This window comes from Ercella succinigenes (assembly GCF_900002895.1).
The window spans coordinates 18,613-40,676 of the sequence record NZ_CDHP01000021.1 but is presented as its reverse complement, the minus strand read 5'-3'; the positions used below and the strand labels follow the sequence as shown (position 1 = coordinate 40,676).

The window sequence follows — 22,064 nt, the reverse complement described above, 5'->3', positions numbered from 1 at the left end:
TTACCTCAATAAAAGTCGATACTCGCTTGACAGCTCGCCGCATTCAATGATCAGTTTCATCTCACGAGTACTGCCTATATCTGATTCAATAATCGCCGCATTAAGCGGGATCAATTTATCCTTCTCTTTATTTTCAATTGTTTCTGGCAATTTGAAGCGTACAGTAGGACCCTCCAGATTCATGTTGGCCGGGACTGCCTTGTATTGCCAATTCATAACAAAATGCCTGCTGCCGGCAAATTCCAGCCAGACATCGGCCTGCCCTGCCTCAGCCGCATCATTACCATCGTTCAGCAGCCATAGATCTACGGCAAAAGTTTCTCCAGAACGCCAGGCGAATTTGGGAATTCTGGCACTGATCAATTGATTGCGGCAGCTCACAGCTACGGCATAATAGGCAGGCTTAGGGGCAACTGGGTAGTTAATCAGTGAGTTGTTAGCCAGAGTTGGCCAAGGCTCGTTATAGCACCAGTTAAGGGCCATCGAGCAATAGGGTTTCTGCCGGCGGGCTTCTTCATATATGCATTTATAACCTTCACTCTGAAGCCACTGACTCCATTCAATCATCTGTTGTAGATTAGACGGTTTACCGAAGTAATCCTCGATCATGTCCGGACATGCCCACGAATCGAAATCTCCCCAAGCCTTAAACGCGTGATGAGCAATAGTGATCTCATTTTCCTCCAAGGGAAATAGCTTGTTCTGCTCGCTGATCATCAGGCAGCAATCAAGATTGGATAGAGATGGAACGCCAAATTCTGTATAAGCGGTATAGTGTGCCTGAGGCATTGCCTGAAACACTTCGCGTCCATCAAGATACCGGAACAAATAGCAGCCATGAGCCATACCCATCAAAGGTGATGTCGGAAGATAAGGACGTTTAGGATCTAGCTCATAGCAGAGCTTGTTCAGTAATCGCAAGGCATGCGATTGGTCGGTCATCTTGGACCAGCTGTTGAATAACTCATTACCGCCACACCAAAAAGCCAGGCTGGTATATTTACGAAGCTTAGTAATTATTGCCTCTGCTTCTTGCTCCAGCACTTGCAGATACTCCTTGCTACCTCGATAATTGTTGCAGGCCAGTGGAAATTCCTGCCAAACCATAAGACCGAGCTCATCACAAATTTCGAAGAAGCTATCCTTATTAACGATTCCGCCTCCCCATATTCGCAGCAAATTCATATTGGCTTCCTGAGCCAGTATAAGCAGAGGCTCATAGGTCTCCTTAGTTATTGTGCCGGGAAAAACCGCCGGATTTACCCAGTTGGTACCTTTTGCGAAGATGGGAACATTGTTAAGCTTCAGCGTGATTGGTGCATTACTGCGTGATTTTGGATAGCCTACTGGCTCAGACCAGGCACCCTCGTTCATTTCCAGAGTGATCGTTCTGAAACCAATTTTGCCACCAACAGAGTCTCTAATATCGCCGTTTTTCAGCAGTCTAAGCTCCCATCTATAGAGGTCAGGCTGACCATAACCATTGCACCACCAGAGCAGTGGATCGTTGATGCAGCCGATATTACCCCGCCCTGTTGACTGGAGAACAATTTCCGAATCAGGCGAGTATAATGTGAATTCCAGATCACCTTCCCCTGATAGATCGACATCGAGACATATTTCGGCCTGATCCAACTGCTCCGATAAATCGTAAAAGAGCTCTGCACTAATGATGCGATCCTCATATCTGACAACAATGCCTGTATCATCCCAGATGCCAAGCGGTATCAAGCGAGGATGCCAGTCCCAGCCGTAACTGACAGCAGGCTTACATGACTGCCTAGCCTCTTGTCGCGAGCCCGGAACCGCTCCCTCATCCTTGGGCACAGGATGAATTGCAATCATCAGCTCTGATCCCAAATCCTCAGTCACATCGAGCTCAAATGGCCTGAACATTCCTTCGTAGGAGTATCGCAGCTCGCCACCAATCAGAATCTCATATTTATAATCAATACCCTTGCAAGTGAAGAATACCCGCTGGTCACTAGTCAAATCAGAACTCAGATCCGGAATAACAGACTTGTATATCCAATACTGATCCTCCATCCACCTGTAAGCCTCAAAATTAGTCTCCTGCCGCCAGTCGGGCAGACCCTCGGCTGTACCCCAATCAAGATTGGCCGCACCTGGCACCGTCGCTTTTATCCACTTCTCAGGCATGACATCATGCCCGCTGCTATGCCCAAGCTGCCAGCTCAGCTCAATCAAATCAACCGCTGGACGCAAATTCGAACTCATATCATATCCTCCAAATCACATCATCAGAACCTTGTTACAAGATCAGCGCTTCCCTCTCACAGAGAATCGTATAAGCCTGCGGATCATTTATAACAAGCTCATAGCCTAAACGAATATCCGCAGCCGAAGCCCCGACTGATATCATGTACTTTCCATTCTCAATCTTCCAGTCATTACTATATTGATCGAAATGAGCAAAATCGCGGAACCCTAGCCTTATTTCGACTATTTTTTCTTCACCAGGCGCCAAAAACACTTTAGCAAAAGCCTTCAACTCTTTTATTGGTTTGTAAACTATACTGTCAATCTGTCCAACATAGAGCTGCCAGACCTCTTGACCAGCAATATCTCCGTTATTTTTAATCACAAAACGCAGATCTAAACTCATGCTTTCACTAGTGTTTTCACTTGTATTATCATTTGTTATTTCAAGCCCTTCATAAGAAAACCTCGTGTATGACAGCCCATGGCCGAAGGGAAACCAGACACTTTCCATATTCTTATCATAATATCGATAGCCGATATCAGAACCTTCCTGATATCGAACATGTTTACCATTGCCGGTATCGTAAGCGTAAGCAGGTGCTTCCAGAAACAAAGTTTCAGAGAGTTTGCCTGACGGATTAACTTGACCGAACAGGATTTTTGCCAGAGCCTCACCGCCGCCCTCACCCGCGTACCACATTTGCAAAACAGCATCAGCGCTATGACGCCATTTACCCGGAATATTAGCGCTGCCTGTCTGCATTACTACAATAGTCCGCTTAAATTCCCCAGCAGTCAGATCGGCATATTCATTCATCACATCGGCAAAAGCCAAGCACTCTCGGTCAGTTCCTTCTGTTTCCAGGTCCTGCGGATTAGCGATAAAAACAATTACCGTATCACATTGTTTCGCGGCGTCACGTATATTCCGATAATTTTCAGTTCTCTGCAAAAGAGTATTGAAAATCGGCAGATAATCAATCTGACACTCAGCCGGTAATATCTGCCGGATACATTCTAATGGTGTTGAAATACTATCAGAAGCTACTGTGACCTTCGAGCTTCCGCCACCCATAATGACCGGTTCTTGCGCGAAGCTTCCAATGATACAGATGCGTTCCATAGAACCGGAACACAAGGGCAGAGCATCATTATCATTTTTTAGAAGAACGATTGATTCGGCAGCAGCATTCACCGCCAGCCGATGCTGGGAAGCCCGATCATAAATTTGTTTCAGACCGCGGCACTTGATAGCCTGCTGAGCGAATCTTCTAATTCTCTCAATGGACTGATCAATCTGAGCCTCACTGATGATTCCTCGAGCAAGTCCATCCTTAATCCTCTCGACAATATTTTTATCCTTCGGCATTTGCAGATCAAGACCAGCACGCAGTGCTTTTGCCGGTGAATGAACTGCATACCAGTCAGATATAACCAGTCCACCGAAGCCCCACTCTTCACGGAGCAGCTCCGTCAGTAACCATTTATGCTCAGAGCACCAGATACCGCCAAGTTTGTTGTAGGCACACATAACGCTATCCGGCTGACCTTTTTTAACTGCAATCTCGAATGGGAGCAGGTAGATTTCTCTAAGTGTGCGCATATCTATCTCAACTGATACTTTGTTACGATCCTTCTCTTGATTGTTGACAGCGAAATGTTTAAGGCTAGTACTGACACCAAGTGATTGAACGCCCTGGATAAAGGCTGCGCCAAGCTCACCTGACAGTACCGGATCCTCTGAAAAGTATTCAAAATTACGTCCACAGACAGGTGTTCTCTTCATATTGACTCCTGGTGCTAAGAGTACCTGGATATCCTCCTCGATACAGTCTCGGGCAATTGCCTTGCCAACCTCCTTCACGAGCTCAATATTCCATGTGCTACCAAGAGCAGATGGTGTCGGAAAACAAACATCTCCACCCGGTATGCTGCATTCCTGTGGAAACCATGGATGTCCAATTAATCGTCTGATGCCATGCGGACCATCACTTAACAATAGCGCCGGCAGATTAATGCTGTAATTTCCACTTGTCAGTAATGCGCCGCTACCGGTTAGTATTTTTGCTTTTTCCTCTATTGGAAGAGATGATATTTCCATTACATATTCTCCTGTGATTTATACTTAATCAATCGCAAACACGATATCAACCCTTAACACTGCCGAGAACAATGCCTTTTGTAAAATAACGCTGCAGGAAAGGGTATACACAGATTATCGGCAGCATGGCCAGGAATATCTGCGCGGCATTGTTGCCTTTTTGCGTCAAGTTGAAGGTTAGGGAGTCGATCGACTGAACCAGAGTCATATCAATCTCAACAACTATGGTTTGAAGATATGACTGCAGAGGATAGTTTTCTGTTCTGTTCATATAAATTAGACCGTCGAACCAGGCATTCCAGTTGCCAACTGCCACGAATAGTACAAGTGTTGCCATTACCGGCTTGCAAAGAGGCAGAACGATCTGTACAAGGGTTCTCCAGTGTCCTGCACCATCGACAAACGCTGATTCGAGTATCTCGTCAGGCAAGCTCTTAATATAATTTTGCAGAAGTATAATATTGTAGACATTTACCGCACCTGGTAATACAAGAGCCCAAATGGAATCCATCAATTTGAGTGATGATATCAGCAAATAAGTAGGAATCAGACCACCACTGATGATCATAGTGACCAGCAGATACCAGACATAGAATTGTCTGGCGCCGAATCTGTGACGTGACTTGGACAAAGGATAGGCAGCGAGAACAGTCATAGTCATACTGATTACAACGGACAGAACAACTCGTTTGACCGATACCATCATAGCTGTTGGGAAGGCCGGAGTTGACAGAATATATTTATATGAATCGAGTGAGAAATCAACAGGCACCAAACCAACTCTTCCGGCATTAACTGCTGCGCTGCCGCTTAGAGATACGGCAAATATATGCACCATCGGTGCTATACAGACCAGGGCAAGTACTATACAGAAAATATAATTTGCAGCCACGAACAGGCGGCGGCTTAAGGATTCTTTGTAAACCATGATGCCTCCTTAGAATACACGGTAGCCCGTGGCTTTGTAAGCGATGCGATAAGAAATAATCAGCAAGCTACCAGATACGACTGATTTGAAGAGACCTGCTGCTGTAGCCAAACTGAACTGAGCTCCACCGATACCAAGACGGTAGACTATCGTATCTATGATGTCACCGGTCTGGTATGTTATTGGACTATAGAGGTTGAATATCTGATCGAAACCTGCATTTAGTATCGAGCCCATACGCAGAATTGCCAGAAGAACAATTGTTGAGGAGATGCCAGGAAGTGTTATATGCCACATGCGTTTTGCATAACCAGCACCGTCGATCGCGGCCGCTTCATAGAGCGCAGGATCAAGTCCAGCCAGGGCGGCCATATAAATAATCGTCGCATAGCCGAATTCCTTCCAGATATCTGTGACCCAAATAACGCCACGGAAATGGTCGTTGCTGCCAAGGAAAAATACCGGATCCATCCCGAACATCATTAGAATCTGATTGACCATACCATCTCTAGGATTGAGTATTTCGACAACTATACCCGCCATCAGGACCCAGGAAACAAAATGAGGAAGGTATACGATAGTTTGAATTGATCTCTTAACATGCTTAGACAACATCTCATTTAGCAAAAGTGCGAAAGTAACTGGCACTATCAAGCCAAGCACTATCTTGCCTACCGCGATGATGAATGTATTTATAACCGACTGTACAAATCCAGGTGTGTTGAACAATCTTTGAAAATTAGCCAAACCTACAAAAGGCGAGTCCAGGAAGCCTTTTGCCGGACTGTAATTCTGGAAAGCCATAACAATACCGCCAAGTGGAATGTACTGGAAAACAAAGATCATAATTACCGGAAACAGAAGCATTACATGTAGCATGGCATCGCGTTTGAAAGTATAAAGAAACCTCTGACCTCTTGTAAGTCTCTCTGCAGCTATTTGCAGCTGACCTGAAGTAGCATGCTCCGCCTGAGAACTTCGCTTGTTTCTAAGCAGACTAGGCTTACTTCTTTTTGTTCTGTTTATTGCCATGGCATGTATCTCCTCACTCATTTTTTAAGAAAGGCTGCGTTTACCATGAATAGACGGTAAGCGCAGCCTTAGTTTCAGTTTGATCTAATTTATAGGCTTATACCATTTATCTGGCTTCATACCATGCGTTAACTTCATCGGTCATTTCCTGACCGCCATTCTTGAACCAGTCAGCAACAGCCTTCTCATAGGTTGAGATGTCCTCGCCCATGACAACGTTGATCATTGACGCATAGAGCGCGTCGTCAAGAATACTCTTTTTCTCAGTCATCGTAGTTGTTGGAATCGACTGATAATGATCGAGCAGGATTCTATCCTCATTCTTTAGCTGATTGATTACTGTAAAGGTACCAGCTGGGCCGAAAATGTGATAGCTGTTAAACAGTGAGCGTTCGCCGCCTTCATATCGTAAATGATTGTCATATGTAGTCTTGGACAGAGCAATTGAGAAATCCTCTTTGCCTGACTCAAGCGCTGCTACTGACTCAGTATGTCTTGTCAGGTTCTGCCAGGGCATGCCACAGAACTGTACAGTAGCCACATATTTTGATGTCTGTATATTTTCATTCTCACTAACAGGTGATGGATGAGTTGTATACTTAAGAACTACTTCTGAATCCTCGTTGAAAATCAGGTCGATTTCCAAATTGATAAGCTTAACCACAGCTTCAGGATTCTTACAATCCTTATTAACGAAAATAAATTGTGTCCTTGAAACAGAGCTCTGTGCGATTGGCTTGGAACCATCTATGGTAGGAATATCAGCGATAACCCACTCCGCGTTAGGATCAGCGATAGCATTGTCACCTACGCCAGATGCAAGATAAAATGTGCCGAAAACAACGCCGACCTTACCGGCTGCGACATCTTCTTTTGCGATACTCTTCTCGGTAACAGCAAAATCCTTGTTGATGAAGCCATTTTTATACCATTCCTGCAGCTTTATAAGCGGCTCATAGGTCTTCTCGCTTGCGGATCCATAATGCAACTTGCCTGACTCATCTGGAATCCAAACATTGGGATATGCACCATAACCATTCATTATGCCGCGGAAAGCAACATCAGGATCGGCTCCGAAAGCTTGCTTACTTCCTATCAAGCCATATGTCCCTTCACCGCCCATTTTGTTATCGATAAAAGCTTGCATTGTTGTTTCAAGTTCTTCGATTGTCGTTGGTACCGGCAGATCGAGTTTATCAAGCCAATCCTTACGGATATGGATAAGTGCAACAGAATCAGGGGTGGCGCCGGTTATCGGAAGACCCATCAGTCTGCCTTCATGTGTGCTATAGCCTCGAGTTGCTCCACCATCAGCATCAAGGAAAGCCTTGTATTTATCACTGGCATACTGCTCAAATATGTCTGTCATATCCATTATCAGGCCAGCCTCAAGCAACATCTTGTATTGGACTTCATTTACCATACCAAAATCAGGCAGGTTCTGCTGAGCTGTCGCCAGATTCCACTTGGTATTATAAGCATCCATATCGGCTGAAACCCAATCGTATTCAACACTGATACCTAGATGCTCTTTGTAGGCATCTATGTAAATATTCTGTGATGCTGAATCGTAATCAGGATTACCGGGCACAAATACTGTTCCTCCGGTATCAACCCAGGCACCTCTAAGTGTAACTCCTGGATCATACTTGCCAAACGGATCCGCTGGTTCAGTAAGATTGGTTTCTTCACCGGCAGTAGTTTCGCCAGAAGCCTGTGATGTTGTAGGCTGTGTGTTGTCGGTCTTATCATTGTTTCCGCTACATGCTGTTAACACAAAAACGGAAGTCATCATGATTGCCAGCAACAGTGCTGTGATTCTCTTTTTCATACTACCCTCCTGTAATAAATAGAATTCGTGCAGATTCACGCATTGCTCTTGAACTCTATAGTATATATTTCTTAATGCCCTGCGCTTCTGCTGATGAATCTATCCTATCACCAGACTGATCGTTGTGATATTCCACTATTACTCATTGAGCATTGCAAATATTTTGTATATTTTAACAAGCATTCAGAAATTATGTCCTAATCATCAATTCCTTTCTATTATGAGCACAATATCTGAATCAATCAGTTTTCGTACCCATGATATAATTATTCCACGTACAACCCTATATTTGAAGGAGTAAATCATGAGAGCATTATTGCCCCGAAAACATCACCGCAGAAGAACTCATTCGATGTCTGTTAGGATGTTGATAATCGCTCTAGTAACGCTCATTCCCTTTCAAATAACAGGAATTGTCTTAATCGACCGAGGCCAAACCGCAATCAGAAACGAGCTCACTAATGCCGCGTTGGAATCCACAGGATCCATCACTAGCCTTCTAGAACAGGATGTTCAGTACTTAGCTAGGCAGCTTGAAGCACTACTGGCAGCACCGTCTTTGAATGACTATGTTATGCGAAGCCAAACAATGAGCAACACTGAATTCTATAATACACTTAACAGCCATTGGGAGCTTATTAGACCGCTTTATTTGGGTAATGCCTCTATAAGCGATATCACGATTTACTATCGCGATCAAGACAGAATGATGTCTGCTGCGAGCGGCTATATGCCTACAACTCATCAGCAGTTTATAAATCAGTTTGAGGAAATCAAGGCCTCCTCTGGTACGGTTCACAATATAGATGATAGGCTGTATTTATCAATCATGTATCCGGTTACCTCCGTTTATTCCTCCTCTCCACCGGCTTATATTATCCGTTTCGACCTATCTACAGCTTATATCCGCCAGCTGTTGTCAAGACTTGGCGGTGATAGATACACGGTTTTATATGATAGTGAAGCGGACCGTATCATAACCTCAAATGAGATTGGAAGCCAATTGTCTGAGCTATTCGAATCTGAAAAAGAACAATTTGTAAACCGAAAGGAAACAACAATCAGAGAGAGTCGAAACGCATATACATTTGCTTATTACTCTGCATTAATGAATCTGTACATAGTACAGATTGTGGAGAAAAATGAACTATTCTCGGTCACTAATCAGATATTGATTGCACTTGTACTGTTTACATTACTGAGTGTTATCGCGATGCTTGCCTACACATATTTCTCAAGAAAGTACGTCAGAAAACACGTAGCAGCATTACTAGAAGCTTTCCAAACAGTTGAAAAGGGACAGCTGGGAAACACGTTGTCGACTAACACCGACACAACCGAGTTCAACCAGTTAGGCGAAGGATTCAACCGCATGTCAACCAAGTTAAAAATGGCAGTGACAGACCTGTATGAAAAAGAGATATATGCTCAGAGAATGGAACTAAAACAGCTTCAGGCTCAGATAAACCCTCATTTTCTCTATAATATTTATTTCTTGCTACATCGTTTGATCCAGCAGGAAGATTTCGAGACAGCACATGAATTGTCTGGTTATCTCGGCGAGTATTTCCAATACATCACACGCAATTATCAGGACAAGGTCACACTGGAGGCTGAATGGAATCATGCAGCTAGCTATTTAGAAATCCAAGCACTTCGTTTTAGTAGCACTCTGAAAATAAGTATTGACCAATTACCAGAGGTAGTAAAACAGATAATGGTACCAAGACTAATTCTTCAGCCACTTCTGGAAAACGCCATCAATTACGGTATCAAAGGAGCAAACGAGAAGGCACAGGTGGCACTTAAGTATGCTGACGATGGCAACCACAGCATTAGAATCGAAAACCATGGCCGAGAGATTACTGACCAGGAACTCGAGCTAATAAAAAGCAAGCTGATATTTACATCAGAGATACAAGCAGAAACAACCGCGATTACAAATATCCATCGAAGATTAATCCTGGAGTTCGGCAGCTCCTGCGGACTGGATATTCGACGTCTGTCAGATGGTTTAAGCGTAATCATAACAATACCGAAGGAAGCAAAAAAATGAGAAACTACTCTGTACTATTAGTAGATGATGAAAACTTTGTTGTCGACTGGATCTACGAACTATTGGACATCCATCTCGGAAGCAGCCTATCGATCTATAAGGCATACACAACACAGCGGGCGCTCGAAATTGCTGGCAGTACGAAAATCGATCTGCTGATAACCGATATAAACATGCCGGAAATCAACGGTTTAGCAATGGTAGATCGAATCACCTCAATTTGGCCATTGTGTAAATCAGTATTACTTACAGGACATCCAAGCTTTGACTACGCACAGGAAGCAATACGCAAGGGCATTAGCAGCTATGTCCTTAAAACCTCAGGCGATAAAGAAATTCTCAGCGAAGTCCAACAAGCACTAAAATTAGTTGATGAAGAAATTGAGCGACAGCAGAGTCTGATCGACATGCAGCAAAACCTGGAGGATCAGCAGAACCAGCTAAGAAGACAGGCCTTCTTCACCTGGATACGCGGCAATTATTTGTCAATGGGCGAGCTTGATCAATGCAAGCGCATTCTGAATGTAAACAATATGACGCATGATTTCTATCTGATAGTAGGTTCGATCGCAAAACCAGAAGGCAGTAACAACAAGGTTATTTTTTCCAGCTCAGTTGCGGCCTTTAGACTGAAATCGATCGTAAATCACTACCTGCAGCCATATACTGATCTGATCATCGCAGAGGTCGCAAATGATCGGGTGATCTGGCTGATTGAGCCACAAGCAAGAAGTGACGAGGATTTCAAGGAAACCCAAATCATTGGCGCTCTCGAGATCGCACAACAGGCGGCATCACAGTCTCTTGGTATTGATGTATCATTCGTTGTCAGCGAAAGAGTTAAGCATGAAATCACTATTCCGGAACAATATCTCTTGATCAAAGCCAAGCTCGATAGCCCGATGCCTGCGGATGGTCTTATTTATCTCGGTGAGAAACATGACGAGAGAAATAGCACCGACAATACACTGACAAAAAACGAGAACAATAGCCAGTCCCCATCCAGAGATGGCTTGATAAGCAGCGCTGAAACGATCGTCATGCATAGGCAGAACACCGCCGCGTCGCTGCGTCGCTTCCTCGACCAAGGCAATCAAACTGACTTCAATAGTCTTTTCAATTCCTATTGTGATAATCTGGCCAAGAGCATAAATTGGCATTCAAGCCAAACACTGGAAAACTACTATAATCTACTAAGCAGCTTTCTCTCATATATCAATCAAAACCAGCTTGAGACAAACACTGAAATTAAGAATCTAGTCTTCAATTTATCGCGCCCTGCTAATGCACCATCATTTGAACATCTGCGTTCAGAAATGACCAGACTAGCTAATATTCTATTTGAGGAGAGGGAAAATCAGAGACATAAGAATATTAGTGATGTGCTGGAAACAATACAGGAATACATAAGCAATAATATAGAAAACGAGATTAGCCTGCTGGACCTATCAGAACTAACAGGCTACAGCACAAACTATCTCTCCCGCTTCTTCTCGAAAACAACCGGCATAACTATTGGCGACTATATCGCCAAGAAAAAAATTGCACGCATCCAGGAGTTGATGAGAAATAGCAATCTAAACATAAGCGAAATAGCCAGCAAAACAGGCTTCCAATCAAGAACATACTTTAACAGTTATTTCAAACGCTATGTCGGAATGGCACCACAGCAGTACCGTGATAGCATCGAGAACAGTTGAAGGAGCTAATAAAATGAGAGACGGTATCCCTAATCTGCCAGAGAACGTTAACGGTAGTGTCTTTATTACCGACGGAGCACAAGACTGGCAGATCTTTCAGAAAAACAATATCGGAGTAGCAGACATCATGCTGACTGGATACTGGCGCAAGTTGAGTGCCAACGGAAGCGAGTGTGTTTATGTAAGATTGGTTTGTGAAAACACAGGAAGAATTATCAAATCGTTCGCAGCAGCAAATACAGTAACTTCGGCTGAAAACTGCAATCAAGGCACGTGGAGCTTTAAAATAGAAGCAGTCCCATGTGGGGGTCTATATCGAATTGAGACCTGCCTGCTCGATAATGGTTGTGATGGTTTCTCATGGGCTCACAGAGGTGACATGCGCCATCACATTGGAGTAGGTGATGTATTCCTTATTATCGGTCAGAGCAACGCGACAGGAATAGGTCGTGACAGTATACCTGATGCACCTTGTCTTGGTGTACATATGCTACGTCATAATGGCAAATGGGATATAGCGAGCCACCCACTGGCAGATTCAACCGACACAGCAATGCCCCTGCTGCAAGAGAGGATCAATCCCGGCCACTCCCCTTATCTGGCAGCTGCAAAAATCTTAAATCAAGCACTCGGCTACCCCATTGGATTGATGCCATTTGCACGAGGCGGCAGTGCGATGTCCAGTTGGCATCCTGATGAACATGGCGAACTATTTACAAATCTCAATCAGAATCTCGGTCTGCCAGCCGCAAATCTAATCAGAGGTATTTTTTGGTATCAAGGCTGCACAGATGCGTTCAGCGAAGCTATCAAGGCGACAAGCTACCTCGATAGATTCACATCTCTTGTAAAACACTTGCGTGTAGCTTTTGCCGATGACAAACTGCCAATATTCACAGTTCAGCTCAATAAATACAGAGCCGAACAGAATAAACCTAAAGATGCCGGCTGGGGGCTAATTCGCGAAGCACAGAGACAGGCAGCACGATTAATTGATAATGTTTTTATCTGTCCTTCAATTGATGTGCCTCTGGGAGATATTATTCATAACAGCGCAGCTGGTAACCTGATGCTCGCACAGAGGCTAGCCGCCCAGGTGCTTCATCATATGACAAATAGTGGATATAGCTACAAAGCACCAGACATCGAGGGAGCAAATGTTATCCAAACAGATACAGTTACATTAACATTTAGTAATGTGCTTGACCGCTTATCAACTAAGCAAATTTCAGCAAAAGACTTACCTTTTGATTTTATTGATCAATTGGGAAGATGTGAGCCGACCTCGTACTTAATCGAACATAATAGGATTCACATAACGCTAAGCAGGAATATCGAGTTGCCTGCGAATGTAAGCTTCGCATGGCGCCAATCTATTAATCTTGAAATACCATTCGATACAGGCTCATGTTTACCAGTCCTGGCATTTTATGAATATCCAATCAGAGAGGAAATATAATGGATAAATCCGATATTTTACAAACTACTCCCAATAATCGTTATCTGCAGACAATAGGTGGCAGGCTATTTTTCTGGTTAGCAGATACCGCCTGGAGCATGTTTCACATATTAAGTCTAGAAGAAATCAGATTTTATCTTGAAGATCGCAAGTCAAAGGGCTTCAATATAGTCCAGGCTGTCGCGCTAGCTGAGAACAATGGTCTGGAGCTGGCAAACTATTATGGCCGAACACCACTCAAGAAGAACGCCACTGGAAAGTACGATCCGACTTTGCCAGATATAGAAGGGTATAGCTACTGGCACCATATTGACAGTGTATTTGATCTGGCAGAATCACTTGAGATGTACATAGCGTTTCTACCCACCTGGGGTGACAAATTTAATATTAAACACGGCAAAGGACCAGAGATTTTCACAACTGAAAATAGCCGTATATACGGCAGCTGGCTCGCTCAGAGATATGGACATCGCAGCAATCTAATTTGGATGCTCGGTGGCGACCGGCCATTGGAAACTGATAATCACTTTGCAATTATCAGAGCTATGAAAGAAGGCATCCAGGAGAACGAGAAATTTCGCCACTTAATTTGTTTTCATCCTCCCGGCAATTCCACTTCCAGCAGATTCCTTCCTAACGAGGTTGATTTTCATCTCTGTCAATCAGGCCATGCGCTAGATTGCTATCTTAATTACAAGAAGATAAAACACGATTACAGCCTCAAACCTGATAAACCAGTCGTAGATGGCGAGCCTCGCTATGAAGACATACCTAAAAACTTCAATCCTACATACGGCTTCTACAATGATCATGATGTACGCATCGCAGCCTATTGGAGCGTGTTATCAGGTGCATTTGGCCACACCTATGGACATAGCTCAATCTGGTGCTTTCAAAAATCTGCAGATGATTATTACCCTCGTACGTGGGAACAAGCTCTTGAACAACCAGGTGCCAATCATATGCTTCATCTGAAAAATCTCATCACATCACATCGGTTCACTCAGTTTAAGCCTTGCCCCGAAATAGTGATAGACAATCTCGAAGATGAAAATTATATCAGCGCCTGTCAAACAAATGACTCTGTGCTACTGTATTCACCATACGGAAAGCCATTCAGTGTTAATACTCAGCACCTGAAATTTCAAATTAATGGCATGAAATGGTACAACCCCCGATCTGGTGAAACTATAGATTTCGATACAATAAACATATCAAGGGATGCTGAAATTGTGGAAATCACTCCACCAATGCTAAATCTCGATTGGGTGTTGATAGTAGAAAGATAGTAGAATGATTAACAATTCATTCTCTCAGAAGCTAATAAATTTGAGTTCTCAAACTTAATAGTGTAAATGAGACTATGTAATTCGTATTATTAAAGGTCCACTCTAAACTCTATTTACATGTAGCAGCAATATACTTTGCAGCTAGTGTTTGAATCTTATTATAGTTACCCCGCTCAATCTCATTTAAATCTACTAAGTTTCCTCCAATACCAAAAGTCTTTATCCCTGCCTTTTTATACAGCTCTATGTTTTCAAGACTGATTCCACCTACAGCAACTATTTCAGTATCTGGTAAAGGAGACAAAAGGGCTTTAACGTATTCGGGACCAAAAACGCTTGCTGGAAACAACTTAATTAAGTCAGCACCATGGCTGATTGCAGTTGTCATTTCAGTAGGTGTAACACAACCAGGTAATGAGATTAGTCCTTGCCTTTTTGTTTCAATTATTACTTCTGCGCACATATTGGGAGATATTATGTATTTTGCCCCATGCTCCTTTGCTCTGAGTACTTGCTCAACTGTTATTACGGTCCCAGCACCTATAAAAACATTTTTTCTATTATCAGAGATCCATTTTATGCTTTTATAGCTATCTTCCCTATTCAGTGTTACTTCAATTGCATTTATTCCACCATTAAGCAAGGCATCCACAGTATCAGGAATAAACTTATATGGTATATTCCTTACTATTGCAATAATGCCAGCATTCTTAAGACTTGTTTTAATCTCATTATTCATAATACACCCCATATATTACCTTTGAATGCGACCAGAAGAATTTCCCTTAACAAGATTGATAACTTCAACCTCTGAAAATCTGTTGAAATCACCCATTATGCTATGTTTAAGACAACTGGCTGCTACAGCAAATTCAAGAGCCCGCTCTGGTAAAATGTAATTTGCCAATCCGTGTATAAGAGCACCAGAAAATGAATCACCGCCACCTACTCTGTCAACAATATCGGTAATTTTGAACTTGTTTGACATATAAAAGTTGTTATTAGAATAGATACATGCAGACCAGTTATTAATATCTGCATTAACACTTTCGCGCAAGCTAATTGCAACTGTCTTGATATTGGGATAAGTTCCAACTAGTCTTTGACACAAAATCTTAAAGTAATTAGTCGCATTTCTTGATTCAAAAGAATCAGCACTCATGTCGGCTAAATCCATGTGTTCATCTGCCGAAATTCCAAGCATCTTTTGGATATCTTCTTCATTAGCTATGCAAACATCAACATAAGGCATGATTTTTGACATGACCTCTTGGGGCGCCTTACCATAATCCCAAAGTTTGGCTCTATAATTTAAATCACAAGATACAATCACGTTTCTTTCATGTGCATTTTTCACCGCATGCAAAACTAAATCCGCTGCAGTGTCGCTTAGAGCAGGAGTTATGCCAGTAAAATGAAACCATGTCTTATTACTAAATACATTATCCCAATCAAAGGTTTCCATATTAGCAATTGCAATAGATGATCCTTTTCGGTCATAAATAACCTTTGACGGCCTTTGGTTTGAACCGGGCTCGACATAATATACCCCTAATCTACCTGGAGAAAAAACTACACTACTTACATCGACATTGAACCTTTTTAGTTCAGAGAGACATGCTTTACTTATATCGTTTTCAGGTAATGCAGTTACAAAAGAAGACCTATTCCCATAGTTTGCCAATGATACGGCTACATTTGCTTCACCGCCACCAAAAGTAGCTTCAAATTTTTGACTTTGTAAAAACCTCTCACCTCTTGGAGATTTTAGTCTAAGCATAATTTCGCCCAATGACACAAAATGTTGTTTTCTAATTAGTTTTGATAGTATTTCATTATCAATAAAATATTCTAAACTTAAGCCACATTCACCTAGTTCTCTTGGGTTTACAATATTCTTCTTATGATCTGCATGATAGTCAGAGCCCGCTGAGATTATTTTTACACGATCTTTGAATTTTTCAACAATTTGAGAAGCTATGGTAGCCTTGTCAAGATTTCCCTTATACGAAGTTTTATTGTATGTATACAAAGCTTCTATCCCATCAAGCCCTGCAATAATAAGCCTTTCGATATACTCATCTCTTGTTATGTATTTATCTTCATCCTTACTATTTACAATCACTGGTCTTTCGCTAATAAGGTAAGGATGAGCCAGTATTGCATAACCACCAGTCCTATGTATATTCTCAATAACCGATGTCGGATCAGGTTTTTCTCGTGCAACATTTAACTCTGGCGTACTTTGCAATTTTTTCTTTGCTTCACTCCAGTCGGAAGCAAAACCCTTTTGAGCCAGATACTCAAATATCTTTTTCTTTTGAACTTTTTCTGGATTATCTACCAATCCTGCAAACTCGAGCATATCATCCCAATTTACATCTATTCCAGAACTCGAGATTTTATCAATTACTAGTTTATAAGAAGATACCTTGCTGTTCTGTACCATAGTCTCTAGTTCCGAGAAGAAATGGTCTTCCCAGTCACATCCCAATGCAATTATATGAACATCTTCGTTTAGAGTGTCACAAGAGATTTCATTGCCAAGCAATAAACTCAGTCCCTTTTTTCGCGCATAGTTTATTGTATCAACATTTTTACCATCTATTCTAATTGTTTTAGGTGGAGTCGTATCATGATCAGTTAAAGCTAAGATAGAAATTCCTCTATCTATTGCATTTTGAATTAGCTCCTCAACCGAATCGTGTCCATCTGATCTCGTACTATGGCTATGTAATTCAACAGGATATTGCGATTTCATAGGTTTCTCCGTTCTATATATCTTCTGCCGTAAAAATCAGCATATGTCGCATAACAACTTCTTTTATTTGCTCAATAATACTTTCATCCATCAAAAGCGGATCAACTTTCTCAGAAGAGATGTTTATGGCTTTTCTACAACCCTCAACAAAAGCATATTTCAAAGCAGTGGATACATTTATTTTGCTAGCTCCATACTTGATTAGCTTTTTGAAATCATTCTCTGACAAGCCTGTTCCGCCGTGAATAACGATTGGACATTTTGTATTTTGAGATAGTTTTTGTACGATATCGAAGTCAATTTTCGGAGTACCTTTATACACTCCGTGTGCGGTACCAATTGCTGGAGCAAAAGCGTCTATTCCTGTTCTCAAAATAAACTCCAATGATTCATCGAATTGAGCATTTATTTGGATGTCAGAACTCATATCATCCTCAACACCAAAAATTGTTCCAAGTTCACCTTCTACTTCTACAGCTTTACTATGAGCTATTGCCGTGATCTCGCTTGTGATTCTAATATTCTCTTCAAAGGATAGATGAGATGCATCAAACATAATTGAATCCCATCCGGCATTTATACAACTTTGTGCTAAATCAATATCTTTACAGTGATCTAAATGGACAACAATTGGTACCGTAGCACCATACCTTGCTGCATTAATGATTTCAATCAATTTCTTCTCACCATATTTTTTTACTGTTGAAGTTGAAGTCTGAATAATTATTGGTTTGTTGAGTTCCTCTGCAACATCTACCACAGCCTTAGCCGATTGATAATTGAAAATGTTAAAAGCACCTATTGCGTAGCCACTATTTTGGGCACTTTTTAAATTGCGAGAAAAACTTTCCATGTTGTACTCCTTCTATCCCATTTGCTACTTGTCAACTATCTGTTAGGAATTCTTGTCCAAATTCTGTCAACGCATCAGCAATAATAGCTCTTTGATTTTGAGAAAGAGCTTTCAACGGTTTTCTAGGTGAACCACCGTATAATCCAAAATGGTCCATCGCACCCTTAACTCCTGCTACACCATAATCACCTGAAATCTTTTGATTCATTCTCAAGGCACTATTTATTATCATTTCACAGAAATCTTCTTCACATTCTTCTATCATTCGTGTTAAAACTTGATGAATCTTAACCGCTTCGATTGGCATGAAATTCGCAAAAGACAATACTGCTCCAGTAGCGCCGTGTTGAAGACTCTCGCCATATATGCTTAAGCTTCCAGCTAAAAAGCTGAATCTTTTTGTCTCTTTTAAATAAGGTTCATACTCTTTATAACTGACAGCTGAAGTTTGTTTCATTCCAATTATGTTGTCATGCATTGCTAACCTCACAGCAATATCTGGTAAGATATTTACTTGATTGCAAAACGAAGGCGAATTATACACAAGGATTGGAATAGGAGATTGATCAGCTACTTCGTAATAGAAATCAACTATTACATCTTTTGAAATTTGTTTGACAAAATAATTAGGGGGTTGAACAACTGCAATATCTGCACCTTTATCTGCAACATTCCTTATAAATTCTAAAGTGCAAAATACCGATTCATTTGATGCACCTACAAGAAGCAGTTTGTTGTTATCCCTTGTTTTAGAAGCCAATTCAGCAATCCGAAGCGACTCACTTTCATTTAGAGAAGCGTATTCACCGTTGCTGCCAAGCATCATGTACCCTGAAACATTTGACTGATTTAGAAAAAGAATGTTCTGTTCTAGAGCGCTATAATCAACACTTTCATCGACAGGACTAAAAGGTGTGATTACTGGAACATATATTCCACTTAATTGACTATCAATATTAATCATCTCCTTCAATATCATTCAAATTCAAGCTGTTACGTACAATAATTGCGTTGCCGATAATTGGTCCATTATGTGTAATTTCTAGCTCTAAATCCCCAAATATCTTTTGCTTATATTCCAAATAACTCTTACTTGCCTCAACTAAGTTTCCAGTTATTTTTGCTTTCTTATTAAGCTTTATTGCCTTAATGCAGGTGTTATATGTTTGTAATGCAGGTTTTTGTATGCCCTCAAGTAGCGCGCAAAACATATTGTCCCGATCTGTATCTAGAGTCAATCCAGAGAAACTTCCACGTTTCTTTCGCAAGCTATGCCTATCACCTGTTAGATGTGAATTGTATTTTACTAGTTTTGTGCTAAACCGATTTTTTAGAACATCTTCGAAATAAACATCATAAAAAAATCTATGAGACATATCTCTGAAAATTTGTTCCTTCATCCACTCAATTGCAAATCCGCCAGTTGTAATCGAAAATATCTGCCACAATCCAGGAGTTACAGCACAACGCAAGTAGTGGGTCTCCTTAACAAGTGGCTCGTGTGTCAAAATGGATGTCATTTCGCTGCTTCCGGAAATAAATAGTATGTCACCTGATGAGTGATTGTTCGCCCCAACTTGTGCAGAAGCGATATCTTGTGTTCCTAGAAATACCTTAACATCACTTCTTAGTCCAAATTCATCTGCAATTTCTTTTCTTATTCTTGAATAGGTTGGTCCAACATTCTTTATGGGTGGTAACATTGATGGGCTAACACCAATTTTTTCACAAATCATCTTAGACCAGTCACCATATTTTACAGTCTCATAAAGCCCAGTCATCGAAGCATTGACAGGATCCGTTGCCCATTCGCCGGTTAAATACTTGTATAAATATGTTGATAAATGGCCAATTTTATATGTAGTGTCGTAAATGTGTTTCCTGTTATTCTTCATCCATAGTATTGTTGTCAATGATACCCCGCCTGCAAACGGAAGAACTCCTGTTATCGATAGATACAAATTCTTATCTATCAATGATAGAACTTGTTTGCTTTCACGCCTACTTCTTCTATCAAGATGCGTGATAATGGGATAAACAGGCTCTCCTTGCTGATTCATGAACAATACTGACGGAGCAAAAGTATCATAACAAATAATTGAAATCTGATTTTTGTATTCTTCAATTTGGCACAAACACTCTTCTAGTGCCGACAATACATCCTTAGGATCAATTTCTAAATTATCAAAACCTGTCATCATAAGTTCATATGATGCCTTAGCCGTTTTTAAGCAATTAAGTTCACTATCTAGTACTGCAGCTTTTACTGATGATGTTCCAAAATCTAGTGAGAGGTAATACACTTAATTGATCCTTTCAAATTAGTTACCTGCCCTGACCCTTAGACCAGGGCAGGTAGCTGTTATTGCTCTTTCATATCAGTTACTGATTGTTTTGCGCCAATAGAGGTTCCATTCTCGCCTTGACTTGTTCCATTGCTTCATCAACTGATGCATTATTACCAATCATCAGAGAATAAGACTCTGCCATGATGTCAAATATCTCCGTATGCTCTGGGAAAGCTGGAGTTTTTATAGCATATTCGAAGCTCTCAATAAATCCTTTATATGTGTCTGTTGAAAAGGCTTCATTGGCGGCTGCTGTCTGAACAACAGGAAGTCTACCGGAATTTATTCCGAAATTTACAGCAGTTTCATCAGAGTTCATGAACTTGAGATAGTCCGCAACTATTTCAGGATGCTTACTTGATGTAGTTATAGCGTAACCAGAAGGCTGAAGAACAGTAACGTGCCTCTGATCCATTGGTATTATTGCACTACCAATTTTCCCTTTTAGAGCGGGGTTATCACTTTCAATTGCACCTATTGCATTAGAACCAGTGATCATAAGTCCTGTTTTTTCTTGTGCAAAGAATGCTGCTGCTTCTGGGTAACCAGTTTCTGTAGCTCCTGGAGGGACAACACCTTCAGTCAATGCCAGGTCAGCAAAGAACTGTAGTGCTCTTTTGTAGTCATCTGAATATAGATCCGTCTCCCATGTTCCATTGTTATCAAACACCTCATCTACACCATAGGAAAGAGCGTATGCTCTAAATCTTGATGCACCTGAACCGTTCCTCGTACCAACCATGCTGAAGCCCCATCTGTCTGTTTGGCCATCACCGTCTGCATCTTTTGTGAAGGCTTTAGCAATCTCTAGGAAATCATCCCATGTTTTAGGTGCTTCAAGACCTTCCTCTGCTAGCCAATCTGTTCTGTAAATAACAGCCATAGGAATTACATGCCAAGGTACAAACATTAACTGATCGTTAATAGTTGAGTGATCAGCAACATACGGAATCAATGAATCCAGATACTCTTGTCCAAGCAATTCTTTATGATCAACAATAATACCCATATCCTGAGCCTGTGCCATAAACTCTGATGGCATAAAGAAAGCATCGGGAAGATCACCAGAAGTGTTCAAAGCAATGATTTTCTTTGCCATTTCATTGACTGGAGTTCCTACAAATTCGATTTTGACATTCTTGTTAGCTGCCATATAAGCATCAGCCATGGCCTGCTCAAGAGGAGCCTCCTTTTCTGTTATTAGGGTTGAGTAGATTTGAATAGTTACAACTTCATCTGAATCATCAGAGCCAGCATCGGTCTGTTCACTACTTCCATCTACCGGTGCAGTTGTTTGACTAGCATCATCTGATGATCCGCATGCAGCTAGTGTAAACAGCATTGCAACCAACGTCACTAAAGATACAAACTTGATAAATTTGGACATGTTCTTTCCTCCTGTTTTTTGAGAATTGCAATAGAACTATCTTGTGACAGCACTATGCGGGCTTATTTATTTCAAGTCTTGCGACAATTGAAATTA

The 22,064-nt window shown here is 41.5% G+C and carries 15 protein-coding genes; 4 read left to right on the top strand and 11 right to left on the bottom strand.

Annotation, left to right across the window (positions count from 1 at the left end):
* The 5 genes from AC0KSB_RS06205 to AC0KSB_RS06185 form a co-directional block, all read right to left on the bottom strand.
* Positions 1-2,238: a glycoside hydrolase family 2 protein gene (locus AC0KSB_RS06205; RefSeq protein WP_472307392.1), complete on the bottom strand. Its 2,238-nt coding sequence runs from the start codon at positions 2,236-2,238 to the stop codon at positions 1-3.
* Positions 2,239-2,272: 34 nt separating this feature from the next.
* Positions 2,273-4,324, bottom strand: coding sequence for a beta-glucosidase (locus AC0KSB_RS06200; RefSeq protein ID WP_472307390.1), 2,052 nt, complete (start codon positions 4,322-4,324; stop codon positions 2,273-2,275).
* A gap of 46 nt (positions 4,325-4,370) precedes the next feature.
* A complete protein-coding gene (locus AC0KSB_RS06195; protein ID WP_472307388.1) occupies positions 4,371-5,252 on the bottom strand; it encodes a carbohydrate ABC transporter permease in 882 nt (293 codons plus the stop codon).
* A gap of 9 nt (positions 5,253-5,261) precedes the next feature.
* Positions 5,262-6,131: an ABC transporter permease gene (locus tag AC0KSB_RS06190; RefSeq protein ID WP_472307414.1), complete on the bottom strand. Its 870-nt coding sequence runs from the start codon at positions 6,129-6,131 to the stop codon at positions 5,262-5,264.
* Positions 6,132-6,390: 259 nt separating this feature from the next.
* On the bottom strand, positions 6,391-8,115 hold the full coding sequence (locus AC0KSB_RS06185) for a type 2 periplasmic-binding domain-containing protein (protein ID WP_472307386.1): 1,725 nt from the start codon (positions 8,113-8,115) through the stop codon (positions 6,391-6,393).
* Between the two features lie 574 nt (positions 8,116-8,689).
* Between AC0KSB_RS06185 and AC0KSB_RS06180 the strand changes: the two genes are divergently transcribed.
* Genes AC0KSB_RS06180 through AC0KSB_RS06165 form a run of 4 tightly spaced genes read left to right on the top strand, consistent with a single transcriptional unit; the run spans position 8,690 to position 14,619 of the window.
* Positions 8,690-10,171 (top strand): sensor histidine kinase, encoded by a 1,482-nt coding sequence (locus AC0KSB_RS06180; protein ID WP_472307384.1) that lies wholly within the window; start codon positions 8,690-8,692, stop codon positions 10,169-10,171.
* Complete coding sequence (locus tag AC0KSB_RS06175) at positions 10,168-11,871, top strand: helix-turn-helix domain-containing protein (protein ID WP_472307382.1); 1,704 nt, start codon at positions 10,168-10,170, stop codon at positions 11,869-11,871. Before AC0KSB_RS06180 ends, AC0KSB_RS06175 begins: the two co-directional genes overlap by 4 nt.
* A gap of 13 nt (positions 11,872-11,884) precedes the next feature.
* Positions 11,885-13,330, top strand: a complete 1,446-nt coding sequence (locus AC0KSB_RS06170; protein WP_472307380.1) for a sialate O-acetylesterase — start codon at positions 11,885-11,887, stop codon at positions 13,328-13,330.
* The gene (locus AC0KSB_RS06165) at positions 13,330-14,619 is read left to right on the top strand and encodes a glycoside hydrolase family 140 protein (protein WP_472307378.1); all 1,290 of its coding nucleotides are present in this window, start codon (positions 13,330-13,332) and stop codon (positions 14,617-14,619) included. Before AC0KSB_RS06170 ends, AC0KSB_RS06165 begins: the two co-directional genes overlap by 1 nt.
* 109 nt (positions 14,620-14,728) lie before the next feature.
* On the opposite strand, the gene AC0KSB_RS06160 is transcribed toward AC0KSB_RS06165, so the two are convergent.
* The 6 genes from AC0KSB_RS06160 to AC0KSB_RS06135 form a co-directional block, all read right to left on the bottom strand.
* On the bottom strand, positions 14,729-15,358 hold the full coding sequence (locus tag AC0KSB_RS06160) for a bifunctional 4-hydroxy-2-oxoglutarate aldolase/2-dehydro-3-deoxy-phosphogluconate aldolase (RefSeq protein WP_472307376.1): 630 nt from the start codon (positions 15,356-15,358) through the stop codon (positions 14,729-14,731).
* A gap of 15 nt (positions 15,359-15,373) precedes the next feature.
* Positions 15,374-17,380 carry a PfkB family carbohydrate kinase gene (locus AC0KSB_RS06155; protein ID WP_472307374.1) on the bottom strand — a complete coding sequence of 669 codons (2,007 nt, stop codon included), beginning with the start codon at positions 17,378-17,380 and terminating at the stop codon, positions 15,374-15,376.
* Between the two features lie 13 nt (positions 17,381-17,393).
* Positions 17,394-18,233, bottom strand: a complete 840-nt coding sequence (locus tag AC0KSB_RS06150) for a class II fructose-bisphosphate aldolase (protein ID WP_472307372.1) — start codon at positions 18,231-18,233, stop codon at positions 17,394-17,396.
* Positions 18,234-18,264: 31 nt separating this feature from the next.
* Positions 18,265-19,197 carry a dihydrodipicolinate synthase family protein gene (locus AC0KSB_RS06145; protein WP_472307370.1) on the bottom strand — a complete coding sequence of 311 codons (933 nt, stop codon included), beginning with the start codon at positions 19,195-19,197 and terminating at the stop codon, positions 18,265-18,267.
* A complete protein-coding gene (locus AC0KSB_RS06140) occupies positions 19,190-20,536 on the bottom strand; it encodes an FGGY-family carbohydrate kinase (protein WP_472307368.1) in 1,347 nt (448 codons plus the stop codon). Before AC0KSB_RS06140 ends, AC0KSB_RS06145 begins: the two co-directional genes overlap by 8 nt.
* 79 nt (positions 20,537-20,615) lie before the next feature.
* Positions 20,616-21,968 (bottom strand): ABC transporter substrate-binding protein, encoded by a 1,353-nt coding sequence (locus AC0KSB_RS06135; RefSeq protein ID WP_472307366.1) that lies wholly within the window; start codon positions 21,966-21,968, stop codon positions 20,616-20,618.
* Positions 21,969-22,064 lie beyond the last annotated feature (96 nt).

Excerpts from the sequence above, each read along its gene's own strand:
- AC0KSB_RS06165 (WP_472307378.1), top strand. The coding sequence starts at position 13,330 with ATGGATAAATCCGATATTTTACAAACTACTCCCAATAATCGTTATCTG.
- AC0KSB_RS06180 (WP_472307384.1), top strand. The coding sequence starts at position 8,690 with ATGCGAAGCCAAACAATGAGCAACACTGAATTCTATAATACACTTAAC.
- AC0KSB_RS06195 (WP_472307388.1), bottom strand. The coding sequence starts at position 5,252 with ATGGTTTACAAAGAATCCTTAAGCCGCCGCCTGTTCGTGGCTGCAAAT.
- AC0KSB_RS06200 (WP_472307390.1), bottom strand. The coding sequence starts at position 4,324 with ATGGAAATATCATCTCTTCCAATAGAGGAAAAAGCAAAAATACTAACC.
- AC0KSB_RS06185 (WP_472307386.1), bottom strand. The coding sequence starts at position 8,115 with ATGAAAAAGAGAATCACAGCACTGTTGCTGGCAATCATGATGACTTCC.
- AC0KSB_RS06175 (WP_472307382.1), top strand. The coding sequence starts at position 10,168 with ATGAGAAACTACTCTGTACTATTAGTAGATGATGAAAACTTTGTTGTC.
- AC0KSB_RS06145 (WP_472307370.1), bottom strand. The coding sequence starts at position 19,197 with ATGATTAATATTGATAGTCAATTAAGTGGAATATATGTTCCAGTAATC.
- AC0KSB_RS06170 (WP_472307380.1), top strand. The coding sequence starts at position 11,885 with ATGAGAGACGGTATCCCTAATCTGCCAGAGAACGTTAACGGTAGTGTC.
- AC0KSB_RS06135 (WP_472307366.1), bottom strand. The coding sequence starts at position 21,968 with ATGTCCAAATTTATCAAGTTTGTATCTTTAGTGACGTTGGTTGCAATG.
- AC0KSB_RS06155 (WP_472307374.1), bottom strand. The coding sequence starts at position 17,380 with ATGAAATCGCAATATCCTGTTGAATTACATAGCCATAGTACGAGATCA.
- AC0KSB_RS06190 (WP_472307414.1), bottom strand. The coding sequence starts at position 6,131 with ATGCTACATGTAATGCTTCTGTTTCCGGTAATTATGATCTTTGTTTTC.
- AC0KSB_RS06160 (WP_472307376.1), bottom strand. The coding sequence starts at position 15,358 with ATGAATAATGAGATTAAAACAAGTCTTAAGAATGCTGGCATTATTGCA.
- AC0KSB_RS06150 (WP_472307372.1), bottom strand. The coding sequence starts at position 18,233 with ATGGAAAGTTTTTCTCGCAATTTAAAAAGTGCCCAAAATAGTGGCTAC.
- AC0KSB_RS06205 (WP_472307392.1), bottom strand. The coding sequence starts at position 2,238 with ATGAGTTCGAATTTGCGTCCAGCGGTTGATTTGATTGAGCTGAGCTGG.